Origin of the sequence: Streptomyces sp. MMBL 11-1 (assembly GCF_028622875.1) — a bacterium.
GTDB lineage: Bacteria > Actinomycetota > Actinomycetes > Streptomycetales > Streptomycetaceae > Streptomyces.
Genome location: NZ_CP117709.1, coordinates 4,470,939 through 4,486,421 on the forward strand (window position 1 = coordinate 4,470,939; position 15,483 = coordinate 4,486,421).

Sequence of the window (15,483 nt, forward strand, 5' to 3'; positions counted from 1 at the left end):
CGAGCGCGGACCGGCCGTTGCCCGGGGCCGAACCGGTTCATCCGGACCACGAGACCGACGCGGCGGCGGCCCGGCAAGCCTGCCCGGAACCGCCGCCGCGCGTGTCTTCCGTACGTGTCTTCCGTACGCGTCTTCCGTACGCGTCCTTCGTACGCGTCTTCCGTACGCGTCCTTCGTACGCGTCTTCCGTATGTGTCTTCTGTACGTCCTGCTCCTTCACGCGCCCTTGAAGGTGCGCAGCCGCAGGGAGTTGCCGACCACGAAGACGGAGGAGAAGGCCATCGCCGCTCCGGCGATCATCGGGTTGAGGAGTCCGGCGGCGGCCAGCGGGAGGGCGCCGACGTTGTAGGCGAAGGCCCAGAAGAGGTTGGTGCGGATGGTGGAGAGGGTGCGACGGGAGAGGCGGATCGCGTCGGCGGCGGCGAGGAGGTCGCCGCGGACGAGCGTGAGGTCGCCGGCCTCGATGGCGGCGTCCGTGCCGGTGCCCATCGCCAGCCCCAGGTCGGCCTGGGCGAGGGCGGCGGCGTCGTTGACCCCGTCCCCGACCATCGCGACCGAACGGCCCTCGGACTGAAGGCGCTTGACCACGTCGACCTTGTCCTGCGGCATGACCTCCGCGTACACCTCGTCGATGCCGACCTCGGCCGCGACTGACTCCGCCACGGCCCGGTTGTCGCCGGTGAGGAGGATCGGGGTCAGACCGAGGGCGCGGAGCCGGCGGATGGCCTCGGCGCTCGTGTCCTTCACCGCGTCGGCGACCTCCAGCACCGCGCGCGCCTCACCGTCCCAGGCGACGGTGATCGCGGTGCGCCCGGCGGCCTCCGCGGCCTTCTTCGCCTCGGCGAGGTGGTCGGGGAGCCGGATCTCCCACTCGGCCAGGAGCTGTTCGCGCCCGACGAGGACGGCGTGGCCCTCGACGACTCCCTGGACGCCGAGTCCGGGGATGTTCTGGAAGTCCTCGGGGGTGGGGAGGGGGCCGGCGGCCTCGGCGGCGGCGGTGGCGACGGCTTGGGCGATGGGGTGTTCGGAGGCGTTCTCCAGGGCTCCGGCGAGGCGGAGGACTTCGGTTTCGGTGGTGGTGGGGGTGGTGTGGGTGGTCTGGAGGGTCATGCGGCCGGTGGTGACGGTGCCGGTCTTGTCGAGGACGATGGTGTCGGCGCGGCGGGTGGTTTCCAGGACTTCGGGGCCCTTGATGAGGATGCCGAGCTGGGCGCCGCGGCCGGTGCCGACCATGAGGGCGGTGGGTGTGGCGAGGCCGAGGGCGCAGGGGCAGGCGATGATGAGGACGGCGACGGCGGCGGTGAAGGCGGCGGTGAGTCCGGCGTCGTTGCCGAGCCAGAAGCCGAGGGTGCCCAGGGCGAGGGCGATGACGATGGGGACGAAGACGGCGGAGATGCGGTCGGCGAGGCGTTGGGCGGAGGCTTTGCCGTTCTGGGCGTCCTCGACGAGTCGGGCCATGCGGGCGAGCTGGGTGTCGGAGCCGACGCGGGTGGCTTCGACGACGAGGCGGCCTCCGGCGTTGAGGGTGGCCCCGGTGACGGAGTCGCCGGTGGTGACCTCGACGGGCACGGACTCACCCGTCAGCATGGAGGCGTCCACGGCGGAGGAGCCCTCGACCACGGTCCCGTCCGTCGCGATCTTCTCCCCGGGACGGACCAGGAAACGGTCCCCGACCTGCAGCGCGGCGGTCGGGATCGTCGTCTCGACGCCGTCACGCAGGACCGTGACCTCCTTCGCCCCCAGCTCCATCAGCGCCCTCAGCGCCGCCCCGGCCTTCCGCTTCGAGCGGGCCTCGAAGTAGCGTCCGGCGAGGATGAACGCCGTCACGCCGGCCGCGGCCTCCAGGTAGATGTTCGCGGCCCCGTCGCTGCGTGCGATGGTCAGCTCGAAGGGGTGCGTCATCCCGACCATGCCCGCTGTCCCGAAGAACAGCGCCCACAACGACCACAGGAACGCGGCCGACGTGCCGACGGAGATCAGGGTGTCCATCGTCGCCGCGCCGTGCTTCGCGTTCGTCCACGCGGCACGGTGGAACGGCCAGGCGGCGTAGACGACGACCGGGGCGGTCAGCGTCAGGGAGAGCCACTGCCAGTAGTCGAACTGGAGCGCGGGGACCATCGCCATCGCGATCACCGGTACGGCGAGGAGAACGGCGGTGATCAGGCGCTGGCGCAGGGAGGTGAGCCCGTCGTCCTCGCTCTCCGCCGCCGTGCCCGCAGTGCCCGTCGTGCCCGCCGTGTCCGTATCGTTGCTCCCGGGGGAGGCGGTGGACGCGGGTGGCGCGGGTGGCCGGGCGGTGTAGCCGGTGGCCTCGACGGTCGCGATCAGGTCCTGGACGGACACGTCGGCGCCCAGGTAGGTCACCTTCGCCTTCTCGGTGGCGTAGTTCACGGTGGCCTCGACGCCGTCCATCCGGTTGAGCTTTTTCTCGATACGGGCCGCGCACGAGGCGCAGGTCATCCCGCCGATCGCGAGCTCGACCGCGGTGGTGTCGGCGTCGGAGCCGGCGGCGGTGGTGTCGGTGGTGGCGGAGTGCGCGGACACGGGGTCCTCCCTGAAGCCGTCCTGATACCCCTAGGGGGTATCTCTTTCTCTCCCCATGTATACCCCCCGCCCCTATGAAGTGCAAGGGGTGATCGCGACGTATGCGCCCCGTTCCGCACCGGTGTGTGCGCGGCGCGCGTCACCCGACTGCGGGGTCGGCTCGCGCGCCGTCGTGGTCGTGCGTTCAGATAGAGGGCTGCGCTGCCCGTCTACCGACCCGTAGGCTGGCCATTGGACTAGACCTATAGCTGCGTATCGGAGGAATGGGGACCCATGAGCAACCGTGCAGTCCTGGAGGTGATCGCGCTCGACCCGGCGGACGCGGTCGCTGCCCAGGCCGGTGGTGCAGACCGCCTCGAACTGGTCACCGACATGGCCGCCGACGGTCTGACCCCGTCGCGGGAGACCTTCGCGGCGATCAGGTCCGCCGTGGACATCCCGCTGCGCGTGATGCTCAGGGTGGCGGACGGCTTCGCCGCCGGTGACATCGATGTACTGGTCGGCAGGGCCCGCGAGATGCGGGAGGCGGGGGCCGACGCGTTCGTGTTCGGCTTCCTCGACGCGGAGGGCCACGCCGACCTCGTCGCCGTCGAGCGGCTCGTCGCCGAGCTGGACGGCTGCCCGTGGACGTTCCACCGGGCGATCGACCGGGCCACCGACCGCGACGCCCTGCGCAAGCGGCTCGCGGACCTGCCCGGCCTCGACACGTTCCTCACGGCGGGCTCGCCGGCCGGGGTGGACGCCGGCATCCCGACCCTCCTGGCCGAGGCGGCCCGTACCGGCGAGCCGGGATACGAGGCGCAGGTCCTGGTCGGCGGCGGCCTCCACCTGCACCACCTGCCCCGGCTGCGGGCGGGCGGGATCGACGCCTTCCACATCGGCGGCGCCGCCCGGCCCGGGGGCTGGTCGGCCCCGGTGGACGCGGCAGCCGTACGGGAGTGGCGCGAGGCGCTGGACGCCTGACGGCGGAGGGGCGGGAGCGGAGCCGACCGTGTCCACGTGTCCCGCCCCTCCGCCGTACCGCTACGCCAGCGCCGCCGGCAACGGAGCCGCGTGCAGCACCGTGAGCCCGGAGACCGCACGGGTCAGCGCCACGTACAGCCGCCGCAGCCCGGTCCGCTCGTCCGGCTCGCCGTCGACCACGGCCGCCGGTTCGTCGAGCACCACGTAGTCGTACTCCAGGCCCTTCGCGAGCGACGCGGGCACCAGCGTCAGCCGGGACGCGGCGGTCGTCTCCTCACCGGGGGAGAGATACGCGTGGCCCGCCGCCGTCAGGGCCGCCGCCAGCGCCGGGATCCGGGCGTCGGCGGCGATCAGCCCGATCGACCCCTCGTGGCGCAACGACTCCTCGCAGGCGGCGACGGTGGCCGAGTCCAGCACCTCCGGGGACGGGATCTCCCGTACGACCAGCGAACCGGGCGACTCACGCACCGACTCCACCGCCGCGAGCCCCGGCGAGATCACGGGCAGCAGCCGGGACGCGTACGCGATGACCTCGCGCGGCACGCGGAAACCGGCGGTCAGCTCCTCCACCACGGCGTCCGCCTTGCCCAGGTGGAACAGCGCCTCGCCCCAGCTCTCCGTGGACCACGGGGTCGTCCCCTGGGCGAGATCCCCGAGCACGGTCGCCGAACCGGTCGAGCACCGCCGCCCCACCGCCCGGTACTGCATGGGGGAGAGGTCCTGCGCCTCGTCGAGCACGACATGGCCGAGCGAGTGCGTACGGGCGATGAGGTCCCCCGCCTCGTCGATCAGCACGGCGTCGGCAGCCGACCACTTCGCGGACTTCACGCTGCGGGCGGGCTTCGCCCACAGGAGCCGCTTCTGCTCGCCCTCGTCCAGCAGGCCCTCCGCGTGCGCGGCCAGGAACTCCGCGTCGGAGAGCAGCCGCAGCACCACCTTCGCCGGGTCCACGGCGGGCCAGACAGCCTTGACGGCCGCCTTCACCGCGGGGTTCCGGGCGACCGCGTTCTGCACCCGGTCGTCGGGCGCCTCCCCGGCCTCCTCCATCCGTACGAGGACGGCGTGCGCGATCCGCTGCGGCAGCGCCTCGTGCGCGGCCCCGTACCGCATGTCGCGGGCCAGCAGCTCGTCGACCATCTCCTGGACCTCGTACGCGGGCACGCGCCAGCGCCGGGACCCGCGCACCACGACGACGGGCTCGGCGGGCGGGGTGACGTGCGAGCGGATCGCCCGCCGCAGGACCTCGGCCATGCGGGCGTCGCCCTTGACGACGGCGGTGGCCGCCTCGTCCTCGCCCCGGACCTCGACGCCGGTGCGCACCAGGTCGTCGACGGTGGCCTGCTTCACCTCCAGCTCGCCGAGGGCGGGCAGGACCTGCTCGATGTAGTGCAGGAAGGAACGGTTCGGCCCGATGACGAGGGTGCCGGTGCGGGCGAGCCGCTCGCGGTGCGCGTACAGCAGGTACGCCACCCGGTGCAGACCGACGGCGGTCTTCCCGGTGCCGGGCCCGCCCTGCACGCAGACGGTCCCGCCGAGGCCGCTCCGTACGATCTCGTCCTGCTCGGGCTGGATGGTGGCGACGATGTCGCGCATCGGGCCGACGCGCGGCCGCTCGATCTCCGCCTGGAGGAGCCGGCTGGTGTGCTCGGCCTCGGCGGGGTCGGTGAGGTGCTCGTCCTCGTACGCGGTCAGCTCACCGCCGGTGTAGCCGAAGCGGCGGCGCAGCCCCACGTCCTGGGGGTTCGTGCGGGACGCCTGGTAGTACGGCTGGGAGACCGGCGCACGCCAGTCGATGACCATGGGGTCCCCGGCGGCGTCGTGGACGTGCCGGCGCCCGATGTAGAACCGTTCGCCCTCCGCGCCCTCGGCCAGCTCGCCGCCGACGGCGTGCAGATAGTCGAGGCGGCCGAAGAACAGCGGGGTGTGCGAGAGGTCGGCGAGCGCCTTGATGCGGTCGTCGATCTGGGCCTGGAGCACGGCGGCGTTGACCCAGTTCGCGGTGACGTCGCGGATGTCGAGGGCCTGCACGTCCTCGCGCATCCCGCGCAGGGCGGCACGGGACGCGGCGAGATGGGCGCGCTCGTGCGCCAGGGGGTCGGTGGCGCCGGTGGGATCGGGTGGGGAATCGCTTTCGCTTACGTGCGCGGGCACGGTGTTGCCTCCGGCTCTTCAACGCAGGACGGCGGACCGGACGCGCCGCGGTGCCATGGCGGCACGCGCGGCGGAGGGGTCCGCTGGGAAGGTACGTATCCGTCGGGTGTCGGCCGGTTTCCGTCCGGTCGGCGGCGCTCCCGGGGGCCGATGACACGGCGCGGGAGGCGGGCAGACCCGCGATTGTAGCCACGGAGCGGGGCGGCGGCGAACCGGAATACGGGCCGCCGGGCCCCTCCCCGGGGCGGAGACGCCAGGGATACCCGTAGGGGACGCGCGCGCCCGGAGCGGTACCGGAGGGCTACCCGCCCGCTCACCGGGTTCCGTCCGCGGGCCGACGCGCCCGAACGGGTGACGGGAGCACCATGGATGCATGAGCACAGCCACTCTGAACCCACGCAGGACCGGCCCCGCGCACGGCGCGACCGCGGCCACCGGTCACCACCGACCCCACCGCGTCGGCGACGCGGTGCGCGCCGTGAAGGTGTTCGTGACGGCGGCGTTCGGCGTCGTCGTCCTGGGGGAGTACGCGGAGGAGGCGGGCGTCGTCGGCCGGGGCCGCTGAACGCCCGCCCTCCCGGCAGCCTCAGCCGTCGGCGAGCAGCTCGTCCGCGTCGACGATGCGGTACGCGTACCCCTGCTCGGCCAGGAACCGCTGGCGGTGCGCCGCGAAGTCCTGGTCGATGGTGTCGCGGGCGACGACCGAGTAGAACCGGGCCTCGTGCCCGTCGGCCTTCGGACGCAGGACCCGCCCCAGCCGCTGGGCCTCCTCCTGCCGCGACCCGAAGGTCCCGGAGACCTGGATGGCGACGGTCGCCTCCGGCAGGTCGATGGAGAAGTTGGCGACCTTGGACACGACGAGAACACTGATCTCGCCCTGGCGGAACGCCTCGAAGAGCTTCTCGCGCTGGGCGTTGCTGGTCTCGCCCTTGATCACGGGGGCGTCCAGATGCTCGCCCAGCTCGTCGAGCTGGTCGATGTACTGGCCGATGACGAGGGTCTGCTCGCCCTGGTGCTTGCGCACCAGCGCCTCGGTCACCTTCCGCTTGGTCGCGGTGGTGGCGCAGAACCGGTACTTCTCCTCCGTCTCGGCGGTCGCGTAGGCGAGCCGCTCGGAGTCGGTGAGATTGACCCGGACCTCGACGCAGTCGGCGGGCGCGATGTAGCCCTGCGCCTCGATCTCCTTCCACGGGGCGTCGAACCTCTTCGGCCCGATGAGCGAGAACACGTCGGACTCCCGCCCGTCCTCCCGCACCAGCGTCGCGGTGAGCCCCAGCCGCCGCCGGGCCTGGAGGTCGGCGGTGAACTTGAAGACGGGCGCGGGCAGCAGGTGGACCTCGTCGTAGACGACCAGGCCCCAGTCGCGGGAGTCGAACAGCTCAAGGTGCGGGTAGACGCCCTTCCGGCGGGTGGTCAGCACCTGGTAGGTGGCGATGGTGACCGGCCGGATCTCCTTCCGCGTCCCGCTGTACTCGCCGATCTCGTCCTCGGTCAGCGAGGTCCGCTTCACCAGCTCGTGCTTCCACTGCCGGGCGGAGACGGTGTTGGTGACGAGGATCAGGGTGGTGGCCTTGGCCTCGGCCATGGCACCGGCCCCGACGAGGGTCTTCCCGGCCCCGCACGGCAGCACCACCACCCCCGACCCGCCGTGCCAGAACCCCTCGACGGCCTGCTTCTGGTACGGCCGCAGCGACCAGCCGTCCTCGGCCAGCTCGATCGGATGGGCCTCGCCGTCGACGTACCCCGCGAGGTCCTCGGCGGGCCACCCCAGCTTGAGCAGGGTCTGCTTGACCTGCCCCCGCTCGGAGGGGTGCACGGCCACGGTGTCCGGGTCGATCCGCGCCCCGACCAGCGGCTGCATCTTCTTCGACCGGAGGATCTCCTCCAGCACGGGCCGGTCGGTGCTGGTGAGCACGAGCCCGTGCACGGGGTGCTTGGACAGGGTGAGCCGCCCGTACCGCGCCATCGTCTCGGCGATGTCGACCAGGAGCGCGTGCGGCACGGGGTAGCGGGAGTGCTCGACCAGGGCGTCGACGACCTGCTCGGCGTCGTGCCCGGCGGCACGGGCGTTCCACAGCCCGAGCGGGGTGACCCGGTACGTGTGGATGTGCTCGGGCGCACGCTCCAGCTCCGCGAACGGCGCGATGGCACGACGGCAGGCGTCCGCCCGGTCGTGATCGACTTCGAGGAGCAGCGTCTTGTCGCTCTGGACGATGAGGGGTCCGGTCACGCGCTTCGGCCCTTTCTGCGGGGTACGGCCACGGCTGCGGCCAAACGTCCAGTGTGCCGCATCGGGGGGCGGGGCGGGGTGGGCGCTGCGGTCAGCCTCCGGCGCGGGGCCTGCGCTGCGGCCCGAAGCGCACCGGGACGCCCGGGGAGTACAGCACGCTCACCGGCTCCCCGGCCGGCGCGGGCAGCCCGCCCGCCGCCACCAGGTCCTCATCGCACTCCAGGAGCTCCGCCCGGTGCAGGGGCCACTGGGGGTGCGCGTTGGGAAGGTGGACGGTCCGCCCGAAGAAGTCACCGTGCAGGGCCCACCGTGCGGTGAGGAAGTGCTCCAGGGGTGTCGGCTCCTCGATCGGCTGCCCGGCGCGCAGCACGATCCTGCTCCGCGCACCGCGAGGACCGGGCCACCGCCGGGTGCTCGTGTACGTGAGGGTGTCGCCGGAGCGCTCGATGTCCATGCGGGACCACACGTACGGCAGCCGGAACGCGGCCCGCGCCACGAGGACCGGGATCAGCCGGGAGGCGTCGAGGGACCGGAAGACGACGCCGCGCCGCCCGTGCCCGTCCACGGAGTACAGCCGGACGTTGGTCTCGGGGAAGGACCCGAGGTACGGAATCCCCGGCAGCCCGAGCCCGCTCACCCGGTGCATCCGGAACGCCACGAGCCCCACGTAGGTCGTCGTCCCGTCGAAGGTGTCGGGCACGGTGCCCGGCGGCAGCAGCGGAGCGACGTCCGCCGGGTCGACGGCCCAGTGCAGGAACGCCAGGTCCAGCCAGGACTGGGTGAGCAGCGGGGGCATCGGCGCGGCGGGCGGGGCCGGCGACACGGGCTCGGGGGGAACCGGGCCGGGGGCGGGGCGGGCTGTGGCCATGCCCGCAGCATCGCAGACGGACACGAGGTCGGAGCCGGAACGGCAGAGAGCCGCGAGCCCAGGCCTCAGCCGAGATAGGGCCGGTCGCGGTCCTCCGCAAAGTGGCGCAGCCGGAGGCGCTGGGTGTGGTGCATGGGCAGGGCGTCCAGCTTGTCCGGAGCCACGAACCGGACCTCCGTGCTCTCCTCGGAGACGGTCAGGGAGCCGCCGGTCACCCGGGCGGTGAAGCAGACGTTGAACTGCCGACGGACCTCCCCGTCGCTGTACTCGATGATGTGCCGGGGGTCGGTGTATGTGCCGACGAGTCCGGTGATCTCGACATCGAGCCCGGTCTCCTCCTTGACCTCGCGCACAGCGGTGCCGGGGAGGGAATCCCCCAGGTCCATCCCGCCGCCCGGTAGCGCCCACAGGCCGTTGTCGCGGCGGCGCTGCAGCAGGATGCGTCCCTGATCGTCGGTGACGACGGCGGAAGCCGCGACGACCATGCTGTTGGGCTCGGGTGCGTTGGGGTCGTCGTAGTACTCGGTCCGTGCCATTGCGTCACCCTTCCACTGGCTGTGCGGACTTCCATACCGCCTCGAAGCTGTCCTCGTACGTGCCGAACATGCCTCCGCTGCCGCTGCTCCGGAGGTGCCACACAGGCGCGGCGTACGCGTTGACGCCCCAGACATGGGCGTTGACCAGAATCTCGTCGTCCGCGCGGTACAGGCTGTTGTAGAGCGTCGTCCCATGCGTACGGATCTCGATGCCCGGTTCGCTCGCCAAGGGGCGGTAGTGCATGAGCGCAAGCCGGCAGCGGGACTCGATGCCATGGCCGAAGCGCTCCTCCCGGCCCCGTTGCTGGACGTTGGCATCGTCCGCGTCCCCCACCGCGATCCGGATCGCGCACCCGTCCGCAGCCCGCTCCCGCAGCAGGTCGTTGAGCCGTGGGTAGGCCTCGTGCAGGAAGACGGCTCCGTACACGAGTACGTCGATCTGCCGACGCGCCTGGACGAGGAGATTGACGAAGGCGGACACCGGCAGGTCGGCCCGTTGCTCGTACAGCGCGACGAGTTCGGCACTGACGGCCCTGGCCGATCGCGCCTGCCTGAGCTGGGGCCACAGGGCGTGCACGTCCTCTCCCAGCGTCTCGGCGGCCCTGAGCGCGGTGCCGCGGCGAGGCGTGCGCCCGAGATTGACCCAACGCTCAACGGATTTGGGATCTACCTCGACGACGCGGGCGAGGTCTGTGTGCGTCCATCCTCCGGCGGCCATGACGGCACGTAAGCGCTCGTTCGTCATCCTGGTCTCCCCCCTCCACCTCCGGACGTGTCAGGGACGTTTTACAGGCTGTGGGACGTCCCGAAAGGGGAAACGTACGAGGTTCCGTCGTCCTGGTGACGAGTGTGACGATCACCGCATGAGTGAACCGATGCGATACAGCGCCCCGCCCGTCGAGCTGCCGCTGGGGATGGGCGTCGCGGACCCGGAGCCGGTCGAGGGGTGCGCCGGCTGCGGCGAACTGGCCGCCGTACGCAGCCGCGCGCGAGCCGTGGGCGACATGACCACCGTGTCCGATTGCAACGTCTATCTGCGCAGACACCCGCAGGGGCACGAGTGATCACGCGGAGCCGCACCAGAACGTCCGGGGGCAGGGTGGGCCCCTACCCCTTCCCGTCCTCCGCCAGCTCCGCGACCCCCGTGATCCGGTGCAGCGGGTACGTGCGGACCTCGTCGGCCGTGTGGTCGTACGCCGTGACGAAGCCGCCCTCCACGCGGACCGGGGCGATCACACGCTGGCTGGCCGCGCCGTCCGCGTTGACGTAGCCGATCCAGACCGCCGAGCCCGTCATCGCGGCCGCCTGGACCGTGGCCAGGGTCTCGGCGGAGGTGGTGCGGGGGAGGGAGCCGGGAGGCCTGGTGGACGACGGGTCCTCGGACGTGTCCTTGCGGATCACCGTGGCGGCCGTGTCGCCCGCGCGGATGGCCCGTACCGCCGCACCGAGCAGGGTGGCGTCCGGGACCGGCGGGCCCTCGGGGACCGGGACCGGAGGGGTGCGGGGCGGGGTGCGGCGGGCGCCGGCACGGGTGATCAGGACGTCGCCCTCGGCGGATTCGGCGGCCGGGGCGTAGCCCATGTCCCGCAGGGCCTCCAGGAGGGAGCCGGGGTCGGCCTGGGAGGCCAGGACCGTGGGGGCCAGGCGGCGGAGGCGGAGCCCGGTCGAGCGGCGGTCGGCCAGGATCTCGTTGAGGACCGCCTCGTCGTCGCAGCGTACGTACGCGGACGCGGACCCGATCCGCAGGTGCCCGTGGCGGCGGGCCACGTCGTCGATCAGATAGCTCAGCGGCTGCGGCACCGGCGTACGGCTGTGCGCGGCCAGGAACGCGTGCAGGTCGGCCGCCGCCTGCCCGGCGTCCAGGGCGCGGCGCACCGAACCGGGCGTGAAGCGGTACACCGTCGCCCCGCCCTTCGACTCCACGTCGGCCAGGACCGAGAGCGTCTCCGCCAGCGGGCGTTCCAGCGGGCCCGGCGCCACCGCCGTCAGGTCGGCCTGGAGCAGGACGTGGTCCAGGGGCTCGGGGACGAGCGGCGCGAGGAGGGCCGCCGCCGCGTCCGGGCCCTCGTCCAGGAGCGCGCGGGCCTGTGCGGAGAGCGCGCCCCGGCCCGTGATGCCCAGCAGCTCCGCCTCGTTGAGCGTCCACAGGGCGAGGCGGGAGCGGAGGTCCGTCCCCTCCGTCGAGGCCTCGGGAGTCGCCGCGCCCCGCAACGGGCGTTCCCAGCGCAGCCGTCGCAGCAGGGTTTCGGCGTCCGGCGCGGTGCCCGGCGGGAGTTCGGCGAACAGGGCCAGGACCCGGCGCCGTACGTCGGGGGCGGCCGAGCGGTCCAGCTCCGGGCCGAGTGCGGACAGCGCCCGGCCCTTGGCGTCCTGGCCGCCGACCAGGCCCGGGGTCCGGGTGGCGGCGAGCCAGGCGGCGGCGAGGTGTGTCCAGCGGTCCTCGGCGGACAGGTCGAGCCACTCGTCGGACGCCGGCGTCGGGGCGTACCGCTCCTCCGGCTCCCCATCGGAGGCCAACAGCCCCGCACCGTAAGCCAGTTCGACCCAGAACGCGGCGATCGGCTCCGTCACGTCGAGGGCGTTCGCGGTGCGCTTCAGCTCCCGTACGCTGAGCCCGCCCGCGCGCAGGATCGCGGGGCCGCCGCCGTTCCAGAGCTTCAGCAGCTCCTCGACGGTGGACAGCGCCGTGAACGCCTGCCCGGCCGCCGCCCTGTCCACAGCCTGTGGATCGCGTGTCGCCGCCGCCGCGACGGCCGGGGGGACCGGTTCCGGTACGCGGTGCGCGCGTCCGGCGCGCAGATGCAGGGCCGCCTCGCGCGGCAGGACCACCGTGCGGGTGGAGACCGGCAGCAGCAGGCCCCGGTCGCGCAGCCACTTCACGGGGGGAGTGGGGTTGGGCGTGACCTCCCCGTACGGCGGGCCCCACACCAGCCGGTCCAGGACCGACAGCGCCTCCGCCGGGGCCGTGTCCAGCAGTTCCGCCATCCGCGTCCGGTCCGTGAACAGGGCGGCGAGCGCGGCCACCGCGGACACCGGGTCGTGCGTGGCGGGCAGCCCGGTCGCCGTCAGGATCTCCTGGAGCCGGCCCGGCGACATCCCGGCCGTCGCTTCGGCGACCGTGGGGCCCAGGCCCGTCGGCGAGGGGTGCTGCGGGGACGGGACGAGCAGCTCGCGGGCGGTGCGCACCAGCCGCAGCCGGTCGTCCTCGCCCCACACCAGGGCCTGTTCGCGCAGCGTCGCGAGCGCGCCCGGCAGCGCGGTGGTGATCGCCGCCCCCGCGTCGTCGCGCTGGTCGCCGTCGTCCAGCCCGTCGCCGGTGAGCAGGGAGAGCAGCGTGCCGTACGGGGCCGGGTCCGGGGCCACCGCCAGCGCCTCGGCGGTCTGGAGCGCGAAACGGTCCAGGTGTTCCAGCGCGCGGACGACGGACGCCCGCGTGCCGGCCCGCGTGGCGAGCTGGGTGATGTCGTTCGGCACCGGGTTGAGGAGGTCGGGGCGGGCACGCAGCAGCCCGGCCAGCGATTCGTCGCCCCGGGCGCGCAGGGCTTCGGCGAGCGTGCGCGGTGGTGTGGTCGTCCCCATCCGTCCCACGGTAGCCGCTGGAACGCTACCGTCGGGGCAGGGCCGGTAGAGGGGATGCACCGCGTGGGGATCGAGAGTGACCAGCTCGTCTACGACTACCTGAGCCGGGTCGGCGACCTGGCCCAGCAGCAACAGCTGTCGTCGGGCGCCCGGATGCGCCTGGTTTCGACGCTTCGGGGCGAGATCGACCGGCAGCGCGGCACGGAGGGCGCGGACTCCCCGGCGACCGTGCGGCGCATCATCGGCCGACTGGGCAGCCCGGACGAACTGGTCGCCGCGGCGGCGGAGTCGGCCGACGGCACGGTCCCGCTGCCGTCCGCCCGGGCCGGGGCGGGGCCCGGCGGGCAGCAGCGGCGGACCTCCCTGCCCCGGCCCCGGGGCGGGCTCCTCCGCAAGGAGCCGAAGGAGCAGAAGGAGCCGAGGAAGCCGACGGAGCCCGCTCCGGGCGCGGGGGGCGGCCGGGAGGCGAAGGCCTTCAGGAAGCCGAAAGCCGGTTTCGGGTGGGGCGCGTCGCGCCGTGATCCCGAGGAGGGCGCCGGCGGTGCTCCCGGCGACGGTTCCGGCCGCGCTTCCGGTGGTGGTCCTGGTGATGTTTCCGGCCGTGATTTCGGGGACGTCTCCGGGAGCGCCACCGGTGGTTCTTTCGACGGTGCCTCCGAGGGGGCTTCCGGTGGTGTCTCCGAGGGGCCTTCCGGTGGTGTTTCCGGTGCTGCTTCCGGCGCGCGGTCCGCCGCCGTGCCCCGCCCGGCTCCCGCCCTCGACGACCGTGCGGCGGACGACGAACGCGTCCCCGTCCGCGACTGGCCCGACCCCTCCGCCCCGCACCTGCTCGGCCAGGACCAGCAGGCGGACGCGGACGGCGCGACCGACTGGTGGCGCCTGGAGCCGGGCCCCTTCGACGAGGGAACCGCCATCCCCGGGTTCCACGGCGGCATCGAGGCCCCGGAGCTGCTCGGGAGGCGGCGGCCGGGGCCCACCGAGAAGGACGCGGACGGCGAGAAGGACGCGGGCGGGGGGAGGAGCGAGGCCGAAGGCGCGGCCGGGGCCGGAGGGAAGGCCGGGGCGGAGGGTGAGGGGAGCGGGGCCGGGACCGCCGGGCGCCGCCGTGCCCTGCGCCTCGTGAAGCTCCGCCGCCGCAGGACCGCGGCGGTCGCCGAGCCCGAGGCCGCCGCCTCCGGCCCCCGCGGCGGCTTCGCCCACCCGCTGCTGCTCCTGGCCGCCGTCCTGCTCGTCGCCGGGGTGGTCACCGGATCCTGGCTGCCGCTGGCGGGCGGCTGGCTGATCGCGTACAGCTCGCGCACCCTCTCCCGTACGGAGGCGAAATGGGCGGCGCTCGGCCTGCCGGGCGTGGTGGCGGCCGGGGCCCTCGCATGGGTGTGGGGGCGGATGGAGGGGCGCTGGGGCGAGCCGATCCGCGAGGGCGCGATGCGCGACGTCCTGCTGGAGACCTGGCCGGTGGTCGTCCGTGTCGCCGCCGTCGCCTCCGCGCTCTACCTGGTGTGGCGGGCGCGGAGGCGGGCCGGCTGAGCCGGCCGCCCACGCCGCGCTCCCGGCGCCGGGCTGGACGAAGACCTCGCGGGCCGCCCCGGCGAAGAGCTGGGCGAAGGGCTGGGGGCTGGCGAGGGGCTGGGTGAGGGCTACTCCGTCATGCTGGTCTCGAACTCCTCCAGGATCTTGCCGGCGGCCGTGTAGCCGATGCCCGAGATCCACAAGCGGTCGTCGACCTTGAAGACCTTGTCGTTCTTGGCCGCCTTCAGCCCCTTCCACAGGCCGCTGTTCATCGTCTTCGTCGTCCCGGCCTTGCCCGGGTCGCCGTACGTCGACGTGAAGATGACATCCGCGTCCGCCAGGTCGATCTTCTCGGGCGACACGTCGTACGAGAACCCGTCCTTCGCCTTGTCCGTGATGGCGGGGCGGCCGGTGCCGATGTCGGCGAGGATCGAGCCGATGTAGTTCTGCTTGCCGTAGATACGGATCTCGGCACCCTCGACGAAGCGGACGAAGTTGACGTCCGTCGCGGCGGCCTTCTCCTTGCCGCCGAGCGCCTCCGTCACCTTCGCCACCTGGGTGTCGTAGGCGGCGAGGACCTTCTTGGCCTCGGCCTGCTTGCCGAGCGCCTCCGCGTGCACCTGGAAGTTCTCCTTCCAGGCACTGCCGGTCGCCTCCGTCATCACGGTCGGGGCGATCTTGCTGAGCTGCTCGTAGCGGTCCCCGTCACGGACCTTGCTGGTGAGGATCAGGTCCGGCTTCAGCGCGGCGACGGACTCCATGTTCGCGTTGGCGATCTCGCCGACCGGCGTGATGTCCTTCGTCTCGCTCGCGGGGAGGTAGGAGGGGAAGGCGTCCTCGGACGCCGAGTGCGTCGCGCCGACCGGCCGGACGCCGAGGGTGATCGCGGAGTCCAGCTCGCCGGAGTCCAGGACGACGACCCGCTTCGGAGACACGGGGACCTTGACGTCCCCGTTCGCGGTGGAGACGGTGCGCGTCTTCGCGGAAGAGCCGGAGGGCTCCGATGCCGGGTCGGAGGAGCCGCACCCGGCGAGGGCGAGCGCGGCGGTCACGGCGAGGGAGCCGGCGACGAGGGCTCGGCGGTCGCGGAGGAGGGGGGTCAT

Annotated in this window: 12 protein-coding genes; 4 read left to right on the forward strand and 8 right to left on the reverse strand. The window is 73.3% G+C overall.

Annotated elements, in window-relative coordinates:
- Nucleotides 1–216: 216 nt before the first annotated feature.
- Nucleotides 217–2,544 (reverse strand): heavy metal translocating P-type ATPase, encoded by a 2,328-nt coding sequence (locus tag PSQ21_RS19675; protein ID WP_274031937.1) that lies wholly within the window; start codon nt 2,542–2,544, stop codon nt 217–219.
- A gap of 273 nt (nt 2,545–2,817) precedes the next feature.
- On the opposite strand from PSQ21_RS19675, the gene PSQ21_RS19680 reads away from it, so the two are divergent.
- On the forward strand, nt 2,818–3,507 hold the full coding sequence (locus PSQ21_RS19680; protein ID WP_274031938.1) for a copper homeostasis protein CutC: 690 nt from the start codon (nt 2,818–2,820) through the stop codon (nt 3,505–3,507).
- Between the two features lie 60 nt (nt 3,508–3,567).
- Here the strand turns inward: PSQ21_RS19680 and PSQ21_RS19685 are convergent, their stop codons facing one another.
- Nucleotides 3,568–5,658 (reverse strand): HelD family protein, encoded by a 2,091-nt coding sequence (locus PSQ21_RS19685; RefSeq protein WP_274031939.1) that lies wholly within the window; start codon nt 5,656–5,658, stop codon nt 3,568–3,570.
- 373 nt (nt 5,659–6,031) lie between these two features.
- Between PSQ21_RS19685 and PSQ21_RS19690 the strand changes: the two genes are divergently transcribed.
- Nucleotides 6,032–6,223, forward strand: coding sequence for a hypothetical protein (locus PSQ21_RS19690; RefSeq protein ID WP_069757591.1), 192 nt, complete (start codon nt 6,032–6,034; stop codon nt 6,221–6,223).
- A 21-nt stretch (nt 6,224–6,244) separates the two neighbouring features.
- Here the strand turns inward: PSQ21_RS19690 and PSQ21_RS19695 are convergent, their stop codons facing one another.
- The 4 genes from PSQ21_RS19695 to PSQ21_RS19710 form a co-directional block, all read right to left on the reverse strand.
- Nucleotides 6,245–7,888, reverse strand: coding sequence for a DNA repair helicase XPB (locus tag PSQ21_RS19695; RefSeq protein WP_274031940.1), 1,644 nt, complete (start codon nt 7,886–7,888; stop codon nt 6,245–6,247).
- A 91-nt stretch (nt 7,889–7,979) separates the two neighbouring features.
- The gene (locus PSQ21_RS19700; RefSeq protein ID WP_274031941.1) at nt 7,980–8,756 is read right to left on the reverse strand and encodes a YqjF family protein; all 777 of its coding nucleotides are present in this window, start codon (nt 8,754–8,756) and stop codon (nt 7,980–7,982) included.
- 65 nt (nt 8,757–8,821) lie between these two features.
- The gene (locus PSQ21_RS19705) at nt 8,822–9,292 is read right to left on the reverse strand and encodes an NUDIX domain-containing protein (RefSeq protein ID WP_274031942.1); all 471 of its coding nucleotides are present in this window, start codon (nt 9,290–9,292) and stop codon (nt 8,822–8,824) included.
- 4 nt (nt 9,293–9,296) lie between these two features.
- Nucleotides 9,297–10,037 carry an XRE family transcriptional regulator gene (locus PSQ21_RS19710; protein ID WP_274031943.1) on the reverse strand — a complete coding sequence of 247 codons (741 nt, stop codon included), beginning with the start codon at nt 10,035–10,037 and terminating at the stop codon, nt 9,297–9,299.
- Between the two features lie 118 nt (nt 10,038–10,155).
- Here PSQ21_RS19710 and PSQ21_RS19715 point away from each other — a divergent pair, with 118 nt between their 5' ends.
- Entirely contained in the window at nt 10,156–10,356 is a 201-nt protein-coding gene (locus PSQ21_RS19715; protein ID WP_274031944.1) for a hypothetical protein, read from the forward strand.
- A gap of 43 nt (nt 10,357–10,399) precedes the next feature.
- Here PSQ21_RS19715 and PSQ21_RS19720 read toward each other — a convergent pair whose 3' ends face one another.
- Nucleotides 10,400–12,871 (reverse strand): helicase C-terminal domain-containing protein, encoded by a 2,472-nt coding sequence (locus PSQ21_RS19720; RefSeq protein ID WP_274031945.1) that lies wholly within the window; start codon nt 12,869–12,871, stop codon nt 10,400–10,402.
- A 54-nt stretch (nt 12,872–12,925) separates the two neighbouring features.
- Here PSQ21_RS19720 and PSQ21_RS19725 point away from each other — a divergent pair, with 54 nt between their 5' ends.
- Nucleotides 12,926–14,398, forward strand: coding sequence for a hypothetical protein (locus PSQ21_RS19725; RefSeq protein WP_274031946.1), 1,473 nt, complete (start codon nt 12,926–12,928; stop codon nt 14,396–14,398).
- Nucleotides 14,399–14,508: 110 nt separating this feature from the next.
- Here the strand turns inward: PSQ21_RS19725 and PSQ21_RS19730 are convergent, their stop codons facing one another.
- Nucleotides 14,509–15,483, reverse strand: a complete 975-nt coding sequence (locus PSQ21_RS19730; RefSeq protein WP_274031947.1) for an ABC transporter substrate-binding protein — start codon at nt 15,481–15,483, stop codon at nt 14,509–14,511.

Coding starts and splice junctions, on each gene's coding strand:
- PSQ21_RS19680 (WP_274031938.1), top strand. CDS start 2,818: ATGAGCAACCGTGCAGTCCTGGAGGTGATCGCGCTCGACCCGGCGGAC.
- PSQ21_RS19690 (WP_069757591.1), top strand. CDS start 6,032: ATGAGCACAGCCACTCTGAACCCACGCAGGACCGGCCCCGCGCACGGC.
- PSQ21_RS19700 (WP_274031941.1), bottom strand. CDS start 8,756: ATGGCCACAGCCCGCCCCGCCCCCGGCCCGGTTCCCCCCGAGCCCGTG.
- PSQ21_RS19705 (WP_274031942.1), bottom strand. CDS start 9,292: ATGGCACGGACCGAGTACTACGACGACCCCAACGCACCCGAGCCCAAC.
- PSQ21_RS19710 (WP_274031943.1), bottom strand. CDS start 10,037: ATGACGAACGAGCGCTTACGTGCCGTCATGGCCGCCGGAGGATGGACG.
- PSQ21_RS19715 (WP_274031944.1), top strand. CDS start 10,156: ATGAGTGAACCGATGCGATACAGCGCCCCGCCCGTCGAGCTGCCGCTG.
- PSQ21_RS19720 (WP_274031945.1), bottom strand. CDS start 12,871: ATGGGGACGACCACACCACCGCGCACGCTCGCCGAAGCCCTGCGCGCC.
- PSQ21_RS19725 (WP_274031946.1), top strand. CDS start 12,926: ATGCACCGCGTGGGGATCGAGAGTGACCAGCTCGTCTACGACTACCTG.
- PSQ21_RS19730 (WP_274031947.1), bottom strand. CDS start 15,483: ATGACCCCCCTCCTCCGCGACCGCCGAGCCCTCGTCGCCGGCTCCCTC.